At 37.8% G+C, this 17,193-nt stretch carries 19 protein-coding genes; 17 read left to right on the plus strand and 2 right to left on the minus strand.

Going from position 1 to position 17,193, the window contains the following annotated elements:
- The first annotated feature begins 31 nt into the window (after positions 1–31).
- The 3 genes from AC5KOD_RS13960 (at position 32) to AC5KOD_RS13970 (ending at position 1,840) form a co-directional block, all read left to right on the plus strand.
- Positions 32–697, plus strand: coding sequence for an HAD family hydrolase (locus AC5KOD_RS13960; RefSeq protein WP_496915178.1), 666 nt, complete (start codon positions 32–34; stop codon positions 695–697).
- Between the two features lie 97 nt (positions 698–794).
- Positions 795–1,454 (plus strand): RadC family protein, encoded by a 660-nt coding sequence (gene radC, locus AC5KOD_RS13965; protein WP_496915215.1) that lies wholly within the window; start codon positions 795–797, stop codon positions 1,452–1,454.
- Between the two features lie 182 nt (positions 1,455–1,636).
- Positions 1,637–1,840 (plus strand): cold-shock protein, encoded by a 204-nt coding sequence (locus tag AC5KOD_RS13970; RefSeq protein WP_496915179.1) that lies wholly within the window; start codon positions 1,637–1,639, stop codon positions 1,838–1,840.
- Between the two features lie 138 nt (positions 1,841–1,978).
- Here the strand turns inward: AC5KOD_RS13970 and AC5KOD_RS13975 are convergent, their stop codons facing one another.
- Positions 1,979–2,146 carry a DUF3042 family protein gene (locus tag AC5KOD_RS13975; protein WP_496915180.1) on the minus strand — a complete coding sequence of 56 codons (168 nt, stop codon included), beginning with the start codon at positions 2,144–2,146 and terminating at the stop codon, positions 1,979–1,981.
- Positions 2,147–2,335: 189 nt separating this feature from the next.
- Here AC5KOD_RS13975 and AC5KOD_RS13980 point away from each other — a divergent pair, with 189 nt between their 5' ends.
- From AC5KOD_RS13980 to thrB, 10 genes are all read left to right on the plus strand, one after another.
- Entirely contained in the window at positions 2,336–3,076 is a 741-nt protein-coding gene (locus tag AC5KOD_RS13980) for a glycerophosphodiester phosphodiesterase (protein ID WP_496915181.1), read from the plus strand.
- Positions 3,077–3,093: 17 nt separating this feature from the next.
- Positions 3,094–4,035 carry a tRNA (adenosine(37)-N6)-dimethylallyltransferase MiaA gene (gene miaA, locus AC5KOD_RS13985; RefSeq protein ID WP_496915182.1) on the plus strand — a complete coding sequence of 314 codons (942 nt, stop codon included), beginning with the start codon at positions 3,094–3,096 and terminating at the stop codon, positions 4,033–4,035.
- A 17-nt stretch (positions 4,036–4,052) separates the two neighbouring features.
- A complete protein-coding gene (gene hflX, locus AC5KOD_RS13990) occupies positions 4,053–5,291 on the plus strand; it encodes a GTPase HflX (protein ID WP_496915183.1) in 1,239 nt (412 codons plus the stop codon).
- On the plus strand, positions 5,288–6,550 hold the full coding sequence (locus AC5KOD_RS13995; protein ID WP_496915184.1) for a methionine gamma-lyase family protein: 1,263 nt from the start codon (positions 5,288–5,290) through the stop codon (positions 6,548–6,550). The genes hflX and AC5KOD_RS13995 overlap by 4 nt, the downstream gene beginning before the upstream one ends.
- Positions 6,551–6,890: 340 nt before the next feature.
- Positions 6,891–7,274, plus strand: coding sequence for a MerR family transcriptional regulator (locus AC5KOD_RS14000; RefSeq protein ID WP_496915185.1), 384 nt, complete (start codon positions 6,891–6,893; stop codon positions 7,272–7,274).
- Between the two features lie 28 nt (positions 7,275–7,302).
- Positions 7,303–8,643 carry a type I glutamate--ammonia ligase gene (gene glnA, locus AC5KOD_RS14005; RefSeq protein ID WP_496915186.1) on the plus strand — a complete coding sequence of 447 codons (1,341 nt, stop codon included), beginning with the start codon at positions 7,303–7,305 and terminating at the stop codon, positions 8,641–8,643.
- Between the two features lie 155 nt (positions 8,644–8,798).
- Positions 8,799–10,523, plus strand: a complete 1,725-nt coding sequence (locus tag AC5KOD_RS14010) for a phospho-sugar mutase (protein ID WP_496915187.1) — start codon at positions 8,799–8,801, stop codon at positions 10,521–10,523.
- 219 nt (positions 10,524–10,742) lie between these two features.
- Positions 10,743–11,051: an ArsR/SmtB family transcription factor gene (locus tag AC5KOD_RS14015; protein ID WP_496915188.1), complete on the plus strand. Its 309-nt coding sequence runs from the start codon at positions 10,743–10,745 to the stop codon at positions 11,049–11,051.
- Between the two features lie 340 nt (positions 11,052–11,391).
- The gene (locus tag AC5KOD_RS14020) at positions 11,392–12,678 is read left to right on the plus strand and encodes a homoserine dehydrogenase (RefSeq protein ID WP_496915189.1); all 1,287 of its coding nucleotides are present in this window, start codon (positions 11,392–11,394) and stop codon (positions 12,676–12,678) included.
- A 73-nt stretch (positions 12,679–12,751) separates the two neighbouring features.
- Positions 12,752–13,612 (plus strand): homoserine kinase, encoded by an 861-nt coding sequence (gene thrB / locus AC5KOD_RS14025; protein ID WP_496915190.1) that lies wholly within the window; start codon positions 12,752–12,754, stop codon positions 13,610–13,612.
- Between the two features lie 78 nt (positions 13,613–13,690).
- On the opposite strand, the gene AC5KOD_RS14030 is transcribed toward thrB, so the two are convergent.
- Positions 13,691–14,518: a pyruvate, water dikinase regulatory protein gene (locus tag AC5KOD_RS14030; protein ID WP_496915191.1), complete on the minus strand. Its 828-nt coding sequence runs from the start codon at positions 14,516–14,518 to the stop codon at positions 13,691–13,693.
- 141 nt (positions 14,519–14,659) lie between these two features.
- On the opposite strand from AC5KOD_RS14030, the gene AC5KOD_RS14035 reads away from it, so the two are divergent.
- The 4 genes from AC5KOD_RS14035 to AC5KOD_RS14050 all read left to right on the plus strand — a co-directional run bounded on the left by AC5KOD_RS14035 (position 14,660) and on the right by AC5KOD_RS14050 (position 17,100).
- Entirely contained in the window at positions 14,660–15,094 is a 435-nt protein-coding gene (locus AC5KOD_RS14035; protein ID WP_496915192.1) for a Fur family transcriptional regulator, read from the plus strand.
- 157 nt (positions 15,095–15,251) lie between these two features.
- Positions 15,252–15,428 carry a 30S ribosomal protein S21 gene (rpsU, locus tag AC5KOD_RS14040; RefSeq protein ID WP_023605663.1) on the plus strand — a complete coding sequence of 59 codons (177 nt, stop codon included), beginning with the start codon at positions 15,252–15,254 and terminating at the stop codon, positions 15,426–15,428.
- A 25-nt stretch (positions 15,429–15,453) separates the two neighbouring features.
- Complete coding sequence (locus AC5KOD_RS14045; protein ID WP_496915193.1) at positions 15,454–15,903, plus strand: GatB/YqeY domain-containing protein; 450 nt, start codon at positions 15,454–15,456, stop codon at positions 15,901–15,903.
- A gap of 231 nt (positions 15,904–16,134) precedes the next feature.
- On the plus strand, positions 16,135–17,100 hold the full coding sequence (locus AC5KOD_RS14050) for a PhoH family protein (RefSeq protein WP_496915194.1): 966 nt from the start codon (positions 16,135–16,137) through the stop codon (positions 17,098–17,100).
- Positions 17,101–17,193: the final 93 nt, after the last annotated feature.

The raw sequence follows: 17,193 nt of genomic DNA on the forward strand, positions 1-17,193 counted from the left end.
GCATTGAGAGAGTTTCAATTAGGAGGTTCCAATGAAGAAAGAGTACAAAGGCGTTATTTTTGATATGGATGGATTGCTTTTTGATACGGAGACAATATATTGTGAGGCGAGTCTGAATTTAGCGCCAAAATATGGAATGAAAGGGTACGATGAAGAGTTGTATATGCGCTATGTGGGAATTTCTGATGAAGAGTTGTTACAGGCGTATTATCAAGATTTTTCTGATATCCCAAGAGAGATGATTGATGGGTTTATGGATGAAACGCATCAAGAAGTTAAAAAAATGTTTTTGGCGGGGAAAGCGGCACTAAAACCAGGAGTCGTTGAAATTTTGCGCTATTTTAAACAGGAGAATATTCCTTGTGTAGTGGCTAGTAGCAATTTGCGAGTATTTATCGATATTTTATTAGAAAAGGCTAAAATTCGTGATTTTTTTGTTGGAATTGTGTCTGCTGAAGATGTAAAGCGGGCTAAGCCAGATCCAGAAATTGTTGAAAAAGCAGTCGCAATGCTTGAGATTAATGCATCAGATTGCTTGATGTTGGAAGACTCTTTTAACGGAGTAAGAGCTTCATACGATGCTGGTGTTGATGTTATTATGGTTCCAGATTTATTGCAGCCAATACCAGAAATAAGTGAGAAGGCGTTAATTGTGAAGGCTGATTTGGGTGAAGTTAAGCAACTTCTAAAAAAATAAATGATTTCTCCTCTTTTTTGCTTATCTTATTAGTAGGATGCAAAAAGGAGGAGTTTTTTTGAACGAAGAACCTAGAAATCAAAATTTAGTTTCAGAAATGCCAGAAGCCAATCGCCCGCGAGAAAGGTTGCTCCACTACGGAGAAGGCGCGTTGTCCGATCAAGAGCTACTAGCGATTTTATTAAGAACAGGCTCTAAAGAGAAAAATGTGATGCATATGGCCTTACAATTCTTAAACCATTTTGGAAGTTTATATGAGTTAAAAATGGCCTCTCTTGAAGAGCTTCAAGGGATAAAAGGGATAGGACCGATTAAAGCGTTGGAGTTGCGAGCGGTTGTAGAATTTGGTTCTCGTCTTGCTAAAGCTCAACAACTGACTTTGGGCAAGGTCGCTTCTAGTATGGAAATTGGCCAAATGATGATTGATGAACTAAAAGATTTACGTCAAGAACATTTAATTGGCTTGTATTTAAATACGAAAAATGAAATTATAAAAAAAGAAACGTTATTCATAGGGAGTTTGAATCAGAGTATTGCTCATCCAAGAGAAATATTTCGTTCTGCAGTGAAATTGTCAGCCGCAAGAATAATTTTAGTTCATAATCATCCTTCTGGAGATACTTATCCATCCGAAAATGATATTAAATTCACTAAAAGGGTAGTTGAATGTGGTGAATTAATGGGCATTGAAGTACTAGATCATTTGATAATTGGGCATCGAAGTTACTGTAGTCTGAAAGAGCAACATGTTATTTAATATACGTTAAACGTAGAAAGAATCTGAAAACGTTCTACTTGCATTTGTTTTGTTAATGCGTTATCATAATAAGTGTAATTCTGGAATGGTCGTTATATAGAAAGAGTCATTAAGACCTCTATCGTACCAGAAAAAGTTTTACAATATTATGTGCACGAACAGGCACGAGGAGGAAACGCAACATGGAACAAGGTACAGTAAAATGGTTTAACGCAGAAAAAGGCTTTGGATTTATCCAACGCGAAAATGATGGTGGAGACGTATTTGTACATTTTTCAGCGATCCAAGGAGAAGGGTTCAAATCATTAGAAGAAGGTCAATCAGTTACTTTTGATATCGAAGATACAGACCGTGGACCACAAGCAGCTAACGTTACTAAAAACTAATAATGACTTAAATCAAAAACACTCAGTCTTCATGACTGAGTGTTTTTTTCATTGAGACAAACAAAATCAGAGTCTTCTTATTTGCTGCATAAGAGGGCTCTGATTAATGGGAAATAGTTCATTTTTTTTGTTATTTAATTAGCGGGCACGGCTTTTGCGCATTGCTTTACGACGGTTGTCATCAATTTGATTTTCTTTTTCTTCGATAGGTTCAATTACAGTTTTTTTAACGCCGTATAGAAGACCAGCCAAGGTTGCGACTGTAACAGTTGTTCCTGCTAGGAATCCAGATACGAATTTTTTCATTTTTTCATCACCTTTTCATCTATTGGATACTATCTATTATCTAATAGATTGCTGAAAAAAGCCAGTAATATACAAGTTAGATTATCATGATAGCCGTATGAGTCTGTTTATGATGTTATAAAGCATTCTTCCCCCTACTACTTTTGTTAGGAAAGTGATAGAATAAGAGAGAATTGGAGGTCAGTAAAGATGACTAAAGTGATTGCCCATCGAGGTAGTAAAGGAACTCATCCTGAAAATACATTAGCTGCGTTTCAGGAAGCGATTGCTTGTGAAAGTGATGGTATTGAATTAGATGTCCAGTACACTAAGGATCAAAAATTAGTGGTTATCCATGACAACACGGTTGATCGTACAACGAATGGCCAGGGTGAAATTAATAGTTTTATGTTAGCAGAAATACAACAGTTAGATGCGGGGAGTTGGTTTGATTCTCAGTACAGCGATCAACGAATTCCACTTTTTACAGAGGTATTAGAATTTTTACAGCAGCAACAATTTAAGGGATTACTTAATATTGAAATCAAAACAGACGAAAAAGAATACCCTGGAATTGAAGAGGCACTAGCTAAAGCTATGATGAAGCAGGCATGGTCGTTTGAGTATATCTATTCTAGTTTTAATTTGGACTCTCTTAAACGTGTTCACGAATTTGATTCGGCAACTGATATAGCTTATATAATGGCTACTTCTGCAAAAAAAATAGAAGCAGCTTCTGGAATGAGTTTGATTAAGGCGATTCATCCTAAGATTGATTGGGTACTGAAGCAAGGCGTGGCTATTAGAAATTATCCTAAGATAGTTCGTCCGTGGACTGTTAATGATAGGGTTCAGATGGAGTATTGCTTCAGGCAGAAATTAGCAGGGATTCATACTGATTATCCAAGAGAGGCTATTCGCATCCGTAATTCAATGCAATCAGTCTTTTAAAAATGAGAGGTAAACCGATGGAAAAAAAAGAAAAAGTGTTAGTGATTGTTGGCCCTACGGCGGTTGGCAAAACTGATTTAAGTGTAAAGTTAGCAAAAAAATTCAATGGCGAGATTATTAGCGGGGATTCTTTACAAGTTTATCGTAAGCTAGATATAGGAACTGCAAAGGCTACATTAAGCGAGCAAGAGGGGGTTCCTCACCATTTGCTTGATGTTAGAGAGCTCACTGAGACTTTTTCAGTAGCTGATTTTCAATCTATGGCTCGCCAGTTAATTGAGGAGTGCCAGATGCGTGGTAAATTGCCAATTATTGTGGGAGGCACAGGGCTATATATTCAAGCGTTGTTATTTGATTTTGAATTAGGCGGGCAAGGTAAAGAATTGGACACATCTGCTTTGCGGGAAGAACTAGAGGCGTATGGGGCACGTTTTGGCGCGCTACAGTTGTGGGAAAGGTTACGAGAGCAAGATGAGGCAGCTGCGGCGACTATTCACCCTAATAATGTTAGGCGTGTCATTCGTGCGATAGAAGTGATTGAATTGACTGGGAAAAGTTTGTTAGATCAATCAAAGAGTGATTTTCGACAAGTGACTAATGCTTTGTATGATGTTAAGTTGATTGGTTTGACAACTGAAAGAGAGTTATTGTATCAACGGATAAATCAGCGAGTCGAGCTTATGATGGACAGCGGTTTGTTAGATGAGGCTCGTTATGTATATGAACAGGGTGAAGTTCAAGGTGCACAGGGAATTGGATATAAAGAATTTTTTCCTTATTTTGAGGAGCAATCAACTCTTGCTGAAGTAGTTGAGCAAGTTAAACAGAATTCTCGTCGGTATGCTAAACGTCAATTAACATGGTTTCGTAATCGGATGTTTTTAGATTGGTGGGATTTGATTCAATATCCAGAAGAATTAGAAGGATTAGAGTCAGCCGTTGCTGACTGGTTGGAGTAAGAGAGGAGCTTGAATACGTGTTAGAGCGTGAACGAGTTATTTTAGTAGGGGTAGAAACCCAAGAGAATCAACAATATTTTCATGAATCCATGACCGAGTTGAAAAATCTAACTGAAACTGCTCAAGGAGAAGTTGTTTTTCAGCTTGTGCAAAAAAGACAGATTGTTAATCGGCAGACTATTATTGGTAAAGGGAAGTTAGCGGAATTAGTCAACTTAGTAGAGGCATATGAAGCAGATTTGGTTGTGTTTAATCAGCCATTGACTCCACATCAAAGTCAGCTAATTAATGATGCAGTGAATGTTCGGGTTTTAGATAGGGTTCAGCTGATTTTGGATATTTTTGCAATGAGAGCTCGCTCAAAAGCGGGAAAACTTCAAGTTGAGCTAGCACAATTAAATTATTTATTGCCACGCTTAACAGGACAAGGGACGAGTTTGTCACGTTTGGGTGGTGGAATTGGTACGCGTGGCCCAGGTGAAACTAAGTTAGAAACAGACAGACGACACATTCGCAATAAGTTGACAGCAATTCGTCGTGAGTTGAAGGAAGTTGGGGCGAGTCGAGAGCGTAATCGTCAAAAACGCAAGGATGCCGCTGTTTTTCAGATTGGCTTGATTGGTTATACAAATGCTGGAAAATCAACCTTGCTTAACATGCTGACCGATGCTGATACCTATTCAGAAGATCAACTATTTGCGACCCTAGATCCCCTAACGAAAAAATGGCAAATGGCAGAAGGGTTTCAAGTGACCCTAACTGACACGGTGGGGTTCATTCAGGATTTGCCAACGCAATTAATTGAAGCTTTTCAATCAACATTGGAAGAGAGTAGAAGTATGGATTTATTATTGCACGTTGTTGACGCTAGTTCAGAAGATCGTTATCTTCAAGAGAAAACGGTTTTGGGATTGTTAGCTGAATTAGAAATGAGCGATATACCTGTTGTAACGGTTTATAATAAGAGAGATCAAATTGATGAACACTCTTTTGTTCCAACGTTGTTTCCTAATGTTCAAGTGTCTGCTAAAAATCCAGCGGATAAAGTAATTGTTGAGGCTGGAATTAGGCAACAGATAATGGAAATATTTGAACCGTATGAAAAATATTTACGAGCAGATGAAGGTTATTTACTTAATCGCTTGGCTACAATGACGTTATTAGTTAGTCAGGAATTTGATGAGAAAAGCGGCGGTTACATTGCGAAGGGATTCGCTTCGAAAAATTCTCGTTGGATTGAGGAGGAGAGCGAATGACAGGTTGGATGTCTAGTTTATCACCAGAATTAAGTAGAAAAATTAAAGAAGTAGATGAGAAAATTATCCCAATTTATAGACAGATACAAGATGTCGCCCTTTTCAATCAAAATAAAGTTTTAACGGCTTTTCGACATAACCAGCTTTCAGAAAGTCATTTTGCAATGTCGACGGGTTATGGCTACAATGATTTAGGGAGAGAAGCGCTTGAAGCTATCTACGCTGATGTGTTCAAAACGGAGGATGCTATTGTTCGACCTCAATTAATTTCTGGGACTCATGCAATTGCCACTGCTTTGTTTGGGGTTTTACGCCCAGGAGATGAGTTGCTATACATAACGGGGACGCCCTACGACACTCTACTTGAAGTCATTGGGTTAACGGGTGATGGGATAGGCTCGTTTAAGGAATATGATATTGGCTATAATCAAGTGGAGCTTCTTTCTAATGGTGAGGTCGATTTTGAGGGGATTAAAGAAAAAGTTACTTCTAGAACGAAGGTCATAGCCATTCAGCGGTCACGAGGCTATGACAAGCGTCCGTCATTTACGATTGAAAAAATAGCGGAAATGGTAGCATTTGTAAGAAAACATTTTCCAGAGATAATTATTTTTACAGACAATTGTTACGGAGAATTTGCCGAAATGCTGGAACCAACTGAAGTTGGCGTAGATCTAATGGCTGGATCATTAATTAAAAATCCTGGTGGAGGGATTTGTAAAACAGGCGGTTACATTGCTGGACGTTCTGATTTAATTAAGCATTGTGCGTATCGATTAACCACACCGGGAGTTGGTAAGGAGGCGGGTGCTATGCTATATAGCGCTCATGAAATGCTTCAGGGGTTCTTTTTAGCGCCTCATACTGTCAGTCAAGCAATTCAAGGAGCTGTTTTTACTTCTGCACTATTTGCGGAGTTCGGTATCGAATCAACGCCTAAGTGGAATGATGTGAGAACTGATTTGATTCAGATGGTTGAGTTAAAGGAAGAAGAAGTAATGGTAAAATTTTGCCAAGCAATTCAAGCTTATTCACCAGTTGACGCGCACGTTTCGCCTATCCCTGCCTATATGCCAGGCTATGAGGACGATGTTATTATGGCTGCAGGAACATTTGTACAAGGGGCTAGCTTAGAGTTAACGGCTGATGGACCACTTCGTTCGCCTTACGTGTTGTATGTGCAGGGAGGATTGACGTATGAGCATGTTAAGTTAGCAGTCTCTCATGCGGTTAATGATGTTTTTTTTACTAATGAATAAATAGGCTGTTTTCCAGTAATTAATTAAACTGGAAAACAGTTTTTTTTAGTTTGCTAAAGAAAATTTAGTGAGAGTGAAATTATAGACTGATTTTAATTGGTATAGGTCGATTTTTTGATGGTTATTTATGTAAAACGAATATAAAATAAAAAATAAGTAAAAATGCACAAAAAATAGTTTGATTAATATTAGGATAAATGTTGATTTATCAATGATATTTTTAGAGTGTTCAATGATAGATCAAAAAAATAAGGTTTCATGTTAGGGAAGCTGACATCGTTTGTTGACAGTTTTTTTTCAAACTGGTATGATGCTAGTATCAATTGAGAGGAGGGCTGCTATGAGTGAAAAAGAATTGCGGAAGTCGATGTCTGTTTTTCCGATTGGAACAGTTATGAAATTAACTGATTTAAGTGCTAGGCAAATTCGTTATTACGAAGAACAGGAACTAGTATTTCCAGAGCGAACAAGTAGTAATCAGCGGATGTATTCTTTGAATGATGTGGATCGTTTACTTGAGATTAAAGATTGGTTGGATGCAGGCTACAATATGGCTGGCATTCGCAAGCATTATGAACGAGAAAAAGCGAAGCAACATTCTTCACAGAAAGCAGCTTACCACTTAACGGACAATGAGGTGCGGAGGATTTTTTATGATGAGCTACTTGCTGAGAGTGGCTTAAATCGGCAAAATCCTTTCCAATCTGAAGGCCCAAGGTTTTAAAAACTAAAGACAAATGGGGACGACAACTGTGGAAAAAAATACCAAACGAATTGCCGAGATCAAAAAAATTGCTAAGGAAGAAAATGTCCGATTTTTACGTTTGATGTTTACCGACGTAATGGGAACAATTAAGAATGTAGAAGTACCGATTAGCCAATTAGACAAAGTTTTGGACAACAAGATGATGTTTGATGGGTCTTCAATTGAAGGGTTTGTGAGAATCGAAGAAAGTGACATGTATCTGTTTCCAGATTTGAGTACTTGGTTGATTTTTCCTTGGGAAAATGGTGAAGGAAAAGTTGCTCGGTTAATTTGTGATATTTACATGCCTGAAGGGACGCCATTTTTAGGGGATCCTCGCGGTAATTTGAAGCGAGTGATTAAAGAGATGAAGGAACTAGGGTTTACATCTTTTAATTTAGGACCAGAGCCAGAATTTTTCCTTTTTAAGCTAGATGAAAATAACAAGCCAACAACTGAATTAAATGATAATGGTGGCTACTTCGATTTTTCTCCCCAAGATTTAGGAGAAGATTGTCGTCGAGATATTGTCTTAGAGCTTGAAAATTTGGGCTTTGAAGTCGAAGCTTCTCATCATGAGTGTGGGCCGGGGCAACATGAGATTGATTTCAAATATGCTGATGTCTTGGAAGCTTGTGATAATATTCAAACTTTTAAATTAGTAGTTAAAACTATTGCTCGTCGTCACGGACTGCATGCGACCTTTATGCCTAAGCCTTTACATGGGATAGCAGGATCAGGGATGCATTGTAATATGTCTCTCTTTACCGATGAAGGGAATGCTTTTTTTGATGAAGAAGGGGAGCGCCAATTAAGTCAAACAGCTTACTATTTCCTAGGTGGTTTACTTGCCCACGCTCGTGCGTACACAGCAGTTTGCAATCCAACTGTTAATTCTTATAAGCGTTTGGTGCCTGGGTTTGAAGCGCCAGTATATGTTGCTTGGAGTGGTCGTAACCGGTCACCATTAGTTCGAGTTCCAGAGTCACGTGGCTTGTCAACTCGATTGGAATTACGGTCTGTTGATCCGTCAGCGAATCCTTACTTGGCGATGGCAGTTTTACTTGAAGCCGGTTTAGATGGAATACGCAATAAGATTGTGCCACCAGCTGAGGTTAACCGTAATATTTATATCATGAATGAAGAAGAGCGTGAGGCAGCGCAAATCACTGATTTACCATCTACCTTACACAATGCTATCAAGGCATTACGTAAAGATGAGGTCATCATCGGAGCGTTAGGAGAGCATATTTACGCTAATTTCGTTGAGGCTAAACGTCTAGAGTGGAGTGCTTTCCGCCAACAAGTGTCAGAGTGGGAACGGGAGCAATATCTGGAGCTTTATTAAGAAATAGTGGCATAGTGAATCTTTCAAAAAAGTCAGAATAAGTCGGGGGGGGGCTTATTCTGACTTTTTTTGTGGTTATTGCTAAAAAATAGAGCAGAGTCAATTGTTTAATGGTATACTGTATTTTGTACAATTTATTGAAAGAGGTGGCTTGGATGACTTGGCAACAAGTATATAAAGAATGGCAAGAACAGCCGGATTTACCAGGGGCTTTAAAAGAAAATTTAACTGAATTAGCAACAAATCCTGAGCAATTAGAGGATGCTTTTTATGCACCTTTAGAATTTGGTACAGCAGGAATGCGCGGCATTTTGGGCGCGGGGATCAACCGTATGAATGTTTACACTGTAAGACAAGCAACAGAAGGCTTGGCACTTTTTATAGAAACGTTAGATGAAACCGCTAAAAATCGTGGTGTAGTAATTGCGTATGATTCTCGGCATCAGTCACCAGAATTTGGCGTGGAAGCAGCGCGTGTATTAGCAAATCATCACATTAAAGCGTATGTTTTTGAAAGTTTACGACCAACACCAGAGCTATCTTTTGCAGTTCGTGAGTTAAACTGTATCGCCGGTATCATGATTACAGCTAGTCATAATCCAGCAGCTTACAACGGGTATAAAGTTTACGGAGCGGATGGTGGCCAAATGCCTCCACAAGATGCGGATGCATTAACAACCTTTGTCCGTCAAATCGAAAATCCTTTAGCAATTAAAATTGCCGATCACAGTGAGCAGAACCCTTCATCATATATTGAGAGTGTTGGCGAAGCGCTTGATAGTAGTTATTTGGAGCAAATAAAGTCTGTGTCGATTGACCATGAGTTGATCAAAGAATACGGTAAAGAACTTAAATTAGTTTTCACTCCCCTGCACGGAACTGGAAAAATGTTGGGAGAACGTGCCTTAAAGCAAGCTGGGTTTGAGCAATTTATTCTTGAGCCAGAGCAGGCCATTGCTGATCCAGACTTTACAACTGTTAAGTCTCCCAACCCAGAAGAATTATCTGCTTTTGAGTATGCCATTAGATTAGGTGAAAAAGAAGGAGCAGATTTACTAGTTGCGACTGATCCAGATGCGGATCGTTTGGGTGCTGCTGTTCGCTTACCAGATGGTACTTATCAGGTATTGACTGGTAATCAGATTGGCGCATTGTTGATTCAATATATTTTAAAAGCTAAAAAAGAGGCGGGGCTATTACCGACCAATGCAGCTGTTTTGAAGTCAATTGTTTCAAGTGAAATGGCAACAGCAGTTTGTCGAAAATATAATGTTGAAATGATGAATGTTTTAACTGGGTTTAAATTTATTGCTGAAAAAATTGAAGAATTTGAACAAACTGGGTCTCATACCTTTATGTTTGGTTTTGAAGAAAGTTATGGCTATCTTGTTAAGTCTTTTGTTCGTGATAAAGATGCTATCCAAACCTTACTTTTATTAGCTGAAGTGGCTGCATCTTACAAGAAAAAGGGGCAAACCTTATATGATGGCCTTCAAGAGATTTTTGCTGAATTTGGCTATTTTGAAGAAAAGACAATTTCAGTTACAATGTCAGGGATTGAAGGCGTAGCTAAAATAAACGCGTTAATGGCAAAGGCACGAACAGAAAGAATGACTGATTTCGGTGGTATCGCAATTGTAAAAACAGAAGATTTCGAAGTACAACAAGCGACTTTAGATGATGGAACTGTCGAAACAATTGACTTACCGAAAGCGAATGTTTTGAAATATTCATTAGCTGATGGCAGTTGGGTAGCTATTCGCCCATCAGGGACTGAGCCGAAAATTAAGTTTTACATTGCTGCTCAAGGAGATAGCCAAGTAGCAGTTTCTGAAAAAGTATCGCAAATCAATAAAAGTATTGAGCTATTAACTAAATAATTACGATAAAATAGGGAAGGTTGGCAGAAATGTCGCCTTCTTTTTATGTAAATGAGAATAATTTCGTTTTAGAGAGTGAAAGACTAGACTTTTTTGATAAAACATATTAGCATAGAACAGTGGAGTTGTGAAGTAACGTGGAGTGAGAGCGGTCTTCATCAATTAAATTGACTTGTTTGAAATCATAAACAAGGACTTGAGTAGAAAGAGGAGAGCATAATGGCTGAACTTATGGCAACACCAGAGATGATTGAAAAAGTGAGTCAATTGTATAAAGCGTTGGGGGATCCAACTCGTATAAAAATATTAACTCTCTTAAGTCATTCAGAGCAGAATGTGGGAGCAATTGTCGAAAAAATAGGACTTGAACAATCGGCAGTCTCCCATCAACTTAAATTATTGCGTTTAAATCATTTAGTTAAGTCGCGTAAAGAGGGGAAATCAGTTTACTATTCATTAGACGATCAGCATGTAGTGGATATTCTTGGACAAAGTTTTAAACACATTACTCATTCTCAACACAGTTAAGTGCAAATTATGATAAGAGGGTAAGGTAAAAGTAGAAAATACTTATGCTTTGCCCTCTAAATCTGTCTAAAGAGAGATGGATTGAGTTAAAATGAATGGTTTCAGAAAAATGTGAGTTATTTCAAATTGCTTAAACCATTTTGTTAAACCGCTTCTCATATTCTGATTTTAAGTGCAGAAGCATCATGCGTTTATTCTTACTAAATATATTTGAATGTTATTTAAGTTTTATCTGTTAAGGGCTAGCAAAAGTGGCTAAATTTAGGTATACTGAGAGATATTATCTTGATTAAAAAACGATGATAACGTTTTAATCAAAGCTTAAGTAAGGAGTTTTTTTATGGAAAAATTAAAAGTGGCTGTTTTAGGTTTAGGGACGGTTGGTTCAGGTGTTCCCTTAATTTTAAAGGAGCATCAAGAAAAAATATCACTTGTAACTGGTGTTGAAATTGTCGTAGAGCAAGCATTAGTACGTGATGAAGCAGAAAAATCAGATTTAGCTAAAAATTATGACATTCATTTGACAACTAATTATCAAGATATTTTAGCTAATCCAGAGATTCAAGTGGTAGTTGAGTTGATTGGTCAAATTGAGCCAGCTAAAACGTATATCATGCAAGCACTTGAAAATGGTAAGCATGTTGTGACCGCAAATAAAGACTTGTTGGCACTTCATGGAAAAGAATTAGTTGAAACAGCGAATAAATATCAACGAGATCTCTATTATGAAGCCGCTGTTGCCGGTGGAATCCCTATATTAAGAACGATTGCTAATAGCTTGGCTGCAGATAATATTACGAGTGTTCGAGGCATTTTAAATGGAACGACTAACTATATGTTAACTAAAATGGCTAACGAAGGATGGTCGTATGAACAGGCATTAGATCAAGCGCAAGCACTAGGTTTTGCTGAGTCTGATCCAACAAATGATGTCGATGGGATAGATGCGGCTTATAAAGTGGCAATACTGACGCAATTTGCCTTTGGTATGAGTATTGATTTGGATGATATTGACAAAAAGGGTATTCGTGGTATGTCATCTGATGATATTCAAATGGCTCAACAATTGGGATATATTGTCAAATTGTTAGGTTCATCAAAAATAACTAATGGCAGTGTTTCAGCGGAAGTGGGGCCAGTTTTAGTTCCTAAAAGTCATCCACTAGCTTCGGTTCAGAATGAAATGAATGCCGTTTATGTTCAAAGTTCTGGTGTTCGTGAGTCAATGTACTATGGTCCTGGAGCTGGTGAAAAGCCAACTGCAACGAGTGTTGTTAGCGATATTATTACAGTAGCTAAAAATATCCGCTTAGGTATTAGTGGTCATATGTTTAACTCTTATGTTAGTGAAACACTATTGACCAAAGATGAGGACATTCAATCAAAGTATTATTTCTCTGTCAATGTCGTTGATAAAGTCGGTCAATTTTTAAAATTAACACAAATCATAACCGAAGCTGGAGCGAGTATCGATCAACTTATTCAGCAAAAATCAGATGGTGAACAAGCGCGTATTGTTGCGATTACCCACCTAATGACAAAGGCACAAATGGCTGAGGTTGCCAAGCAAATTGATCAGGTCCCAGAGTTTGAATTGGTGGCGTCATATCAAGTTTGGACAGATTAATAGAAATGAGAAAATAATGACCTATAAGTTCTTAGATGTATATGAAAAGAGTTATAGAGTTTGGAGCAAATTTATGAAAATTAGAGTACCGGCAACAAGTGCAAATTTGGGCTGTGGATTTGATTCCTGTGGGATAGCCTTATCGCTGTATCTACATTTAGATACGGGAGTTGAAGCCGCTGAATGGTCTATTGAACACAGTCTAGAAGGTGTCTCACATGATCAGAGCAATTTGATTATTACAACAGCGCTAAAGCTTAAGCCAGATTTACCCCCAAGAAAGATGACCATGCAAACAGACATTCCACCTGCTCGTGGGTTGGGAAGCAGCTCGACAGCAATTGTAGCTGGAATTGAGTTAGCGAATCGTGAGGGACAATTAGGCCTTACTCGCAAGCAAAAGCTAGCAATTGCAACTGAAATGGAAGGCCACCCAGACAATGTTGGTCCGGCTATTTATGGTGATTTTGTAGTAGCATGTTACGATCAAGCCGAGGTTAATAGTGTTAAGCATCACTTTCCTGATTGTGATGTGGTTGTTTTTATACCAGATGTTGAATTATTGACTAGTGAGAGTCGCGATGTATTACCAAAAAATTTGCCTTATAAAGAAGCTGTTACAGCGAGTGGTATTAGTAATGTCATGATTGGAGCAGTCTTAAATGGTAATTTACAGCTGGCTGGGAAAATGATGGAACAGGATTTGTGGCACGAAAAATATCGGGGAGAGTTAATTCCTCATCTGGCCCCCATTCGCGAGTTAGGTCATAGGTTATCAGTTTACGGTACTGTGCTTAGTGGGGCAGGGCCAACAATTTTAACGCTATGTCCTTACGAACAGACGGACGCGTTTGTTGCGGAGGTTAAGGCTTTGGGATTATCAGGAACAGTGGAAGTTTTAGCGATTGATAAAGAAGGAACCCAAGTTTATTAATAAAAATAAGAGTGAGAACGACGTATCGTTTCACTCTTATTTTTATCGTTGTTTTAGCTAAAACGAGATATTCTGTTATTAACCATAATAACTATGTTCTTGTAAATGTAGGTCGTCTAAGATAATTGAAGCCGTTTCTTCAATGGATAGATCAGCTACATTAATGACGAGACAACCGAGCTTTGCGTATAAATCTTTTGCAAAGGCTAATTCTTCTTTAATTTTTTCAATATTAGAATATGCTGTGTCAGGGTTTAAACCATAAGTTTTCATGCGTTCTTGACGAATCTTATTCAGAATATTTGGATCATTGGTTAGCCCAACAATTTTTTTCGGATCAACTTCCCATAATTGTTGTGGAATATGGGCTTGAGGAATCAGTGGTAGATTTGCGACCTTTAGATTTTTATTAGCTAAGAATAAACTTAGAGGGGTTTTCGAGGTGCGGGAAACACCTAATAAAACAATATCTGCTTCTAAGAACCCTTTTGGATCTTTTCCATCGTCATATTTAACGGCAAATTCCATAGCATTGATACGATTGAAGTAGTTTTGGTCCAACGAATGAACAGCACCAGCGACTCGATTTGGTTTTATGTCTGTTCGTTTGGCAATTTCATTGACTAAAGGAGAGAGTAAATCCATACAAAATAGACCACAATCAGAGCAGAAATCATTGGCTAATTTTACAAACTCCTCTGAAATCATAGTATGGACAACAATTGCATTAATTTTTCGAGCCTCCTCTAGTGAGGCAAGCAAATCTTCTTTTTCGCAGACGAAGGTTTTTCTAACGAGTGGAATGTCTGCTCCTTCATATTGAGCAACGGAGGCCTGGGCTAATTTGGCTGCTGTTTCTCCGGCTGAATCTGAAATGATATAGATACTGGGGATATTTTTGGTCATAAAGTAGTTCCCTTTCTTGATTTTATTTCATAATTATTATAGCATATATCTGAGGTATGTGATGGTTGTGAATTAACACCTTTAAAATAGGATCACGTATTTGGTGAATTAAAAGCGTTCCAAAGAGAGAAGGGCTGAATAATGACAGAGACAAATCGAATTGATTTAGCACTAGAAAAAATGAAGGAACATGGCTTCAAGTATACGAAGCGTCGCGAAATGTTATTGACATTTTTAGCAGAAGAAAATAAGTATACAAGTGCCAAGGAAGTTTATGAGTATATGAGTCAGCAGTTTGCAGGTATTAGCTATGATACCATTTACCGAAATTTAAAAGATTTTTCTGACATACATTTATTAGAAGAAACGGAGTGGGATGGCGAAAAAAAGTTTCGTTTTCATTGTGACCATAATCATATTGGCCATCATCATCACTTTATCTGCACAAATTGTGGGGCAACTCGTGAAATATTAATGTGCCCGATGGATTATTTTAAAGAACAGTTAGCAGGTTGTAAAATTGAGGGACACCGATTTGAAATTTTCGGAAAATGTGAGAATTGTTTTCAGTCATAAACAGAATTTTTAATAAAAAAGTAAAAAGATTGTCGAATTAAGTTGACGTTAAAAAGGAGTTTCGCTATAATGTTATAAGGACAGTTTTTTGTTATTAGATAATTATTATCAAACATGAAAAACGGTTACTTTTTAAGCACGGGGGGAGGGAATTTATATGTCAAAAACAGTTGTTAAGAAAAATGAATCTCTTGATGATGCTCTTCGTCGCTTCAAACGTTCCGTTTCAAAAACTGGTACTTTGCAAGAATACCGCAAACGTGAGTATTACGAAAAACCAAGTGTGAAGCGTAAGAAAAAATCTGAAGCAGCGAGAAAACGTAAGAAATTCTAGTTTTCAATGATTGGAGCTGATCCTAATGTCGCTTCTTACCCAATTGAACGAGGACATTAAAACAGCGATGAAAGCCAAAGACAAAGCGTCTTTAGATGTTTTAAGGCTGTTGAAAGCTTCTGTTCAAAACGAGCAAATTGCCAAAGGGGAAGACCTTACTTCTGATGAGGAGGTAACAGTTTTAGCCCGAGAGATGAAGCAACGTCGTGATTCACTTGTTGAATTCGAAAATGCTGGTCGTGACGATTTGGTTGAAACAGTAAAAGCGGGAATTGTTATTGTCGAGAAATATTTACCGAAACAATTAGATGAGACGGAAGTTCGTCAAATTGTTGCTGATGCAATTGACTTGACTGGCGCAAGCTCTGTTAAAGAGTTTGGAAAAGTTATGGGGGCAGTTATGCCTAAAGTCAAAGGTAAGGCTGACGGTAATATGGTCAATGCAGTTGTCAAAGAATTATTACAAGAGAAATAACTAAGAAACCAAGAAAGGTAACTTTCTTGGTTTTTTTGCTGATATTTTCTAAAGGGCTCTTGAAAGTGGTATAATTTACTGGCTAGTTTATTTCTCAAAAGAGAGGGAGACGATGGAAGGACCAAGGAGTGTTTACTTACAAAGGATAAAGATTCTTTTTTCAAGTAGCAAAGTGTGGTATTATTTGAATTAGTAAGATAGAGAGAAAATAGAGAAGGAGATGTTCTTTTTTTGTTAGAACAAAATCAAGTGTCTTTAGAAATTCAAGTGAAAAATCAGGAAGAAGCTACTGAATTATTGGGAACTCATGATAAGCATTTGAAATTAATTGAAGAAAATCAGCATGTGACGATTTTAAGTCGTGGCAACATGATCCAGATTACAGGCCTTGAAGAGAATGTCCAAACAGTCTTTGAGGTATTTAAAAAATTGCAAATTCTAGTGCTACGAGGGATACCGATTGGAACACCGGATGTCGTGACAGCTCTTAAAATGGCGAAAAAAGGTACTTTAGAGTACTTTACTGATATTTACGAAGAAGAGATTATTAAAGATAAAAATGGCAAAGCGATTCGTGTCAAAAATTATGGACAAAAAGACTATGTTGAGACGATTAAAAAGAAAGATGTTACGTTTGGAATTGGTCCGGCTGGAACAGGAAAAACCTTTTTAGCAGTTGTTATGGCGATCTCTGCCTTAAAACGTGGAGAAGTTCAAAAAATTGTGTTGACACGTCCAGCAGTTGAAGCGGGTGAAAATTTAGGCTTTTTACCAGGAGATTTGAAAGAAAAGGTTGATCCTTATCTACGACCAGTCTATGATGCGCTATATGCGATTTTTGGCATTGACCATACCAATCGTTTGATGGAGCGTGGTGTGATTGAAATTGCTCCACTTGCTTATATGAGAGGACGTACATTGGAGGATTCATTTGTTATTTTAGATGAAGCGCAAAATACAACCATTGCTCAAATGAAGATGTTTTTGACTCGCTTAGGTTTTAATTCTAAGATGATTGTTAATGGAGATGTTTCTCAAATAGACTTACCTAGAGGTGTTATGAGCGGTTTGATACACGCTGAAAAAACATTGAAGTCTATTAAAAAAATTGGTTTCGTTACTTTTACGTCAAGTGATGTTGTTCGTCATCCAGTTGTGGCGGAAATAATCAATGCTTATGAGGAAGAGAATAAATAGATGACAGCTTAAACTAGCTGTTCAAGTTGTCAGGTGTGTCGCTACTAGTTTTGTATAGGGAGAGACCAGCATTGTAAAGCTTTGTAAATAAGG

This window comes from Vagococcus sp. WN80Y, assembly GCF_059621045.1.

What these genes read in the sequence shown, in the direction of transcription:
- AC5KOD_RS13980 (WP_496915181.1), top strand. Translation starts at nt 2,336, where the DNA reads ATGACTAAAGTGATTGCCCATCGAGGTAGTAAAGGAACTCATCCTGAA.
- AC5KOD_RS14020 (WP_496915189.1), top strand. Translation starts at nt 11,392, where the DNA reads ATGGAAAAATTAAAAGTGGCTGTTTTAGGTTTAGGGACGGTTGGTTCA.
- AC5KOD_RS14000 (WP_496915185.1), top strand. Translation starts at nt 6,891, where the DNA reads ATGAGTGAAAAAGAATTGCGGAAGTCGATGTCTGTTTTTCCGATTGGA.
- AC5KOD_RS14010 (WP_496915187.1), top strand. Translation starts at nt 8,799, where the DNA reads ATGACTTGGCAACAAGTATATAAAGAATGGCAAGAACAGCCGGATTTA.
- AC5KOD_RS14045 (WP_496915193.1), top strand. Translation starts at nt 15,454, where the DNA reads ATGTCGCTTCTTACCCAATTGAACGAGGACATTAAAACAGCGATGAAA.
- AC5KOD_RS14035 (WP_496915192.1), top strand. Translation starts at nt 14,660, where the DNA reads ATGACAGAGACAAATCGAATTGATTTAGCACTAGAAAAAATGAAGGAA.
- AC5KOD_RS13960 (WP_496915178.1), top strand. Translation starts at nt 32, where the DNA reads ATGAAGAAAGAGTACAAAGGCGTTATTTTTGATATGGATGGATTGCTT.
- AC5KOD_RS13975 (WP_496915180.1), bottom strand. Translation starts at nt 2,146, where the DNA reads ATGAAAAAATTCGTATCTGGATTCCTAGCAGGAACAACTGTTACAGTC.
- AC5KOD_RS14030 (WP_496915191.1), bottom strand. Translation starts at nt 14,518, where the DNA reads ATGACCAAAAATATCCCCAGTATCTATATCATTTCAGATTCAGCCGGA.
- thrB (WP_496915190.1), top strand. Translation starts at nt 12,752, where the DNA reads ATGAAAATTAGAGTACCGGCAACAAGTGCAAATTTGGGCTGTGGATTT.
- AC5KOD_RS13995 (WP_496915184.1), top strand. Translation starts at nt 5,288, where the DNA reads ATGACAGGTTGGATGTCTAGTTTATCACCAGAATTAAGTAGAAAAATT.
- rpsU (WP_023605663.1), top strand. Translation starts at nt 15,252, where the DNA reads ATGTCAAAAACAGTTGTTAAGAAAAATGAATCTCTTGATGATGCTCTT.
- radC (WP_496915215.1), top strand. Translation starts at nt 795, where the DNA reads ATGCCAGAAGCCAATCGCCCGCGAGAAAGGTTGCTCCACTACGGAGAA.
- AC5KOD_RS14015 (WP_496915188.1), top strand. Translation starts at nt 10,743, where the DNA reads ATGGCTGAACTTATGGCAACACCAGAGATGATTGAAAAAGTGAGTCAA.
- AC5KOD_RS13970 (WP_496915179.1), top strand. Translation starts at nt 1,637, where the DNA reads ATGGAACAAGGTACAGTAAAATGGTTTAACGCAGAAAAAGGCTTTGGA.
- miaA (WP_496915182.1), top strand. Translation starts at nt 3,094, where the DNA reads ATGGAAAAAAAAGAAAAAGTGTTAGTGATTGTTGGCCCTACGGCGGTT.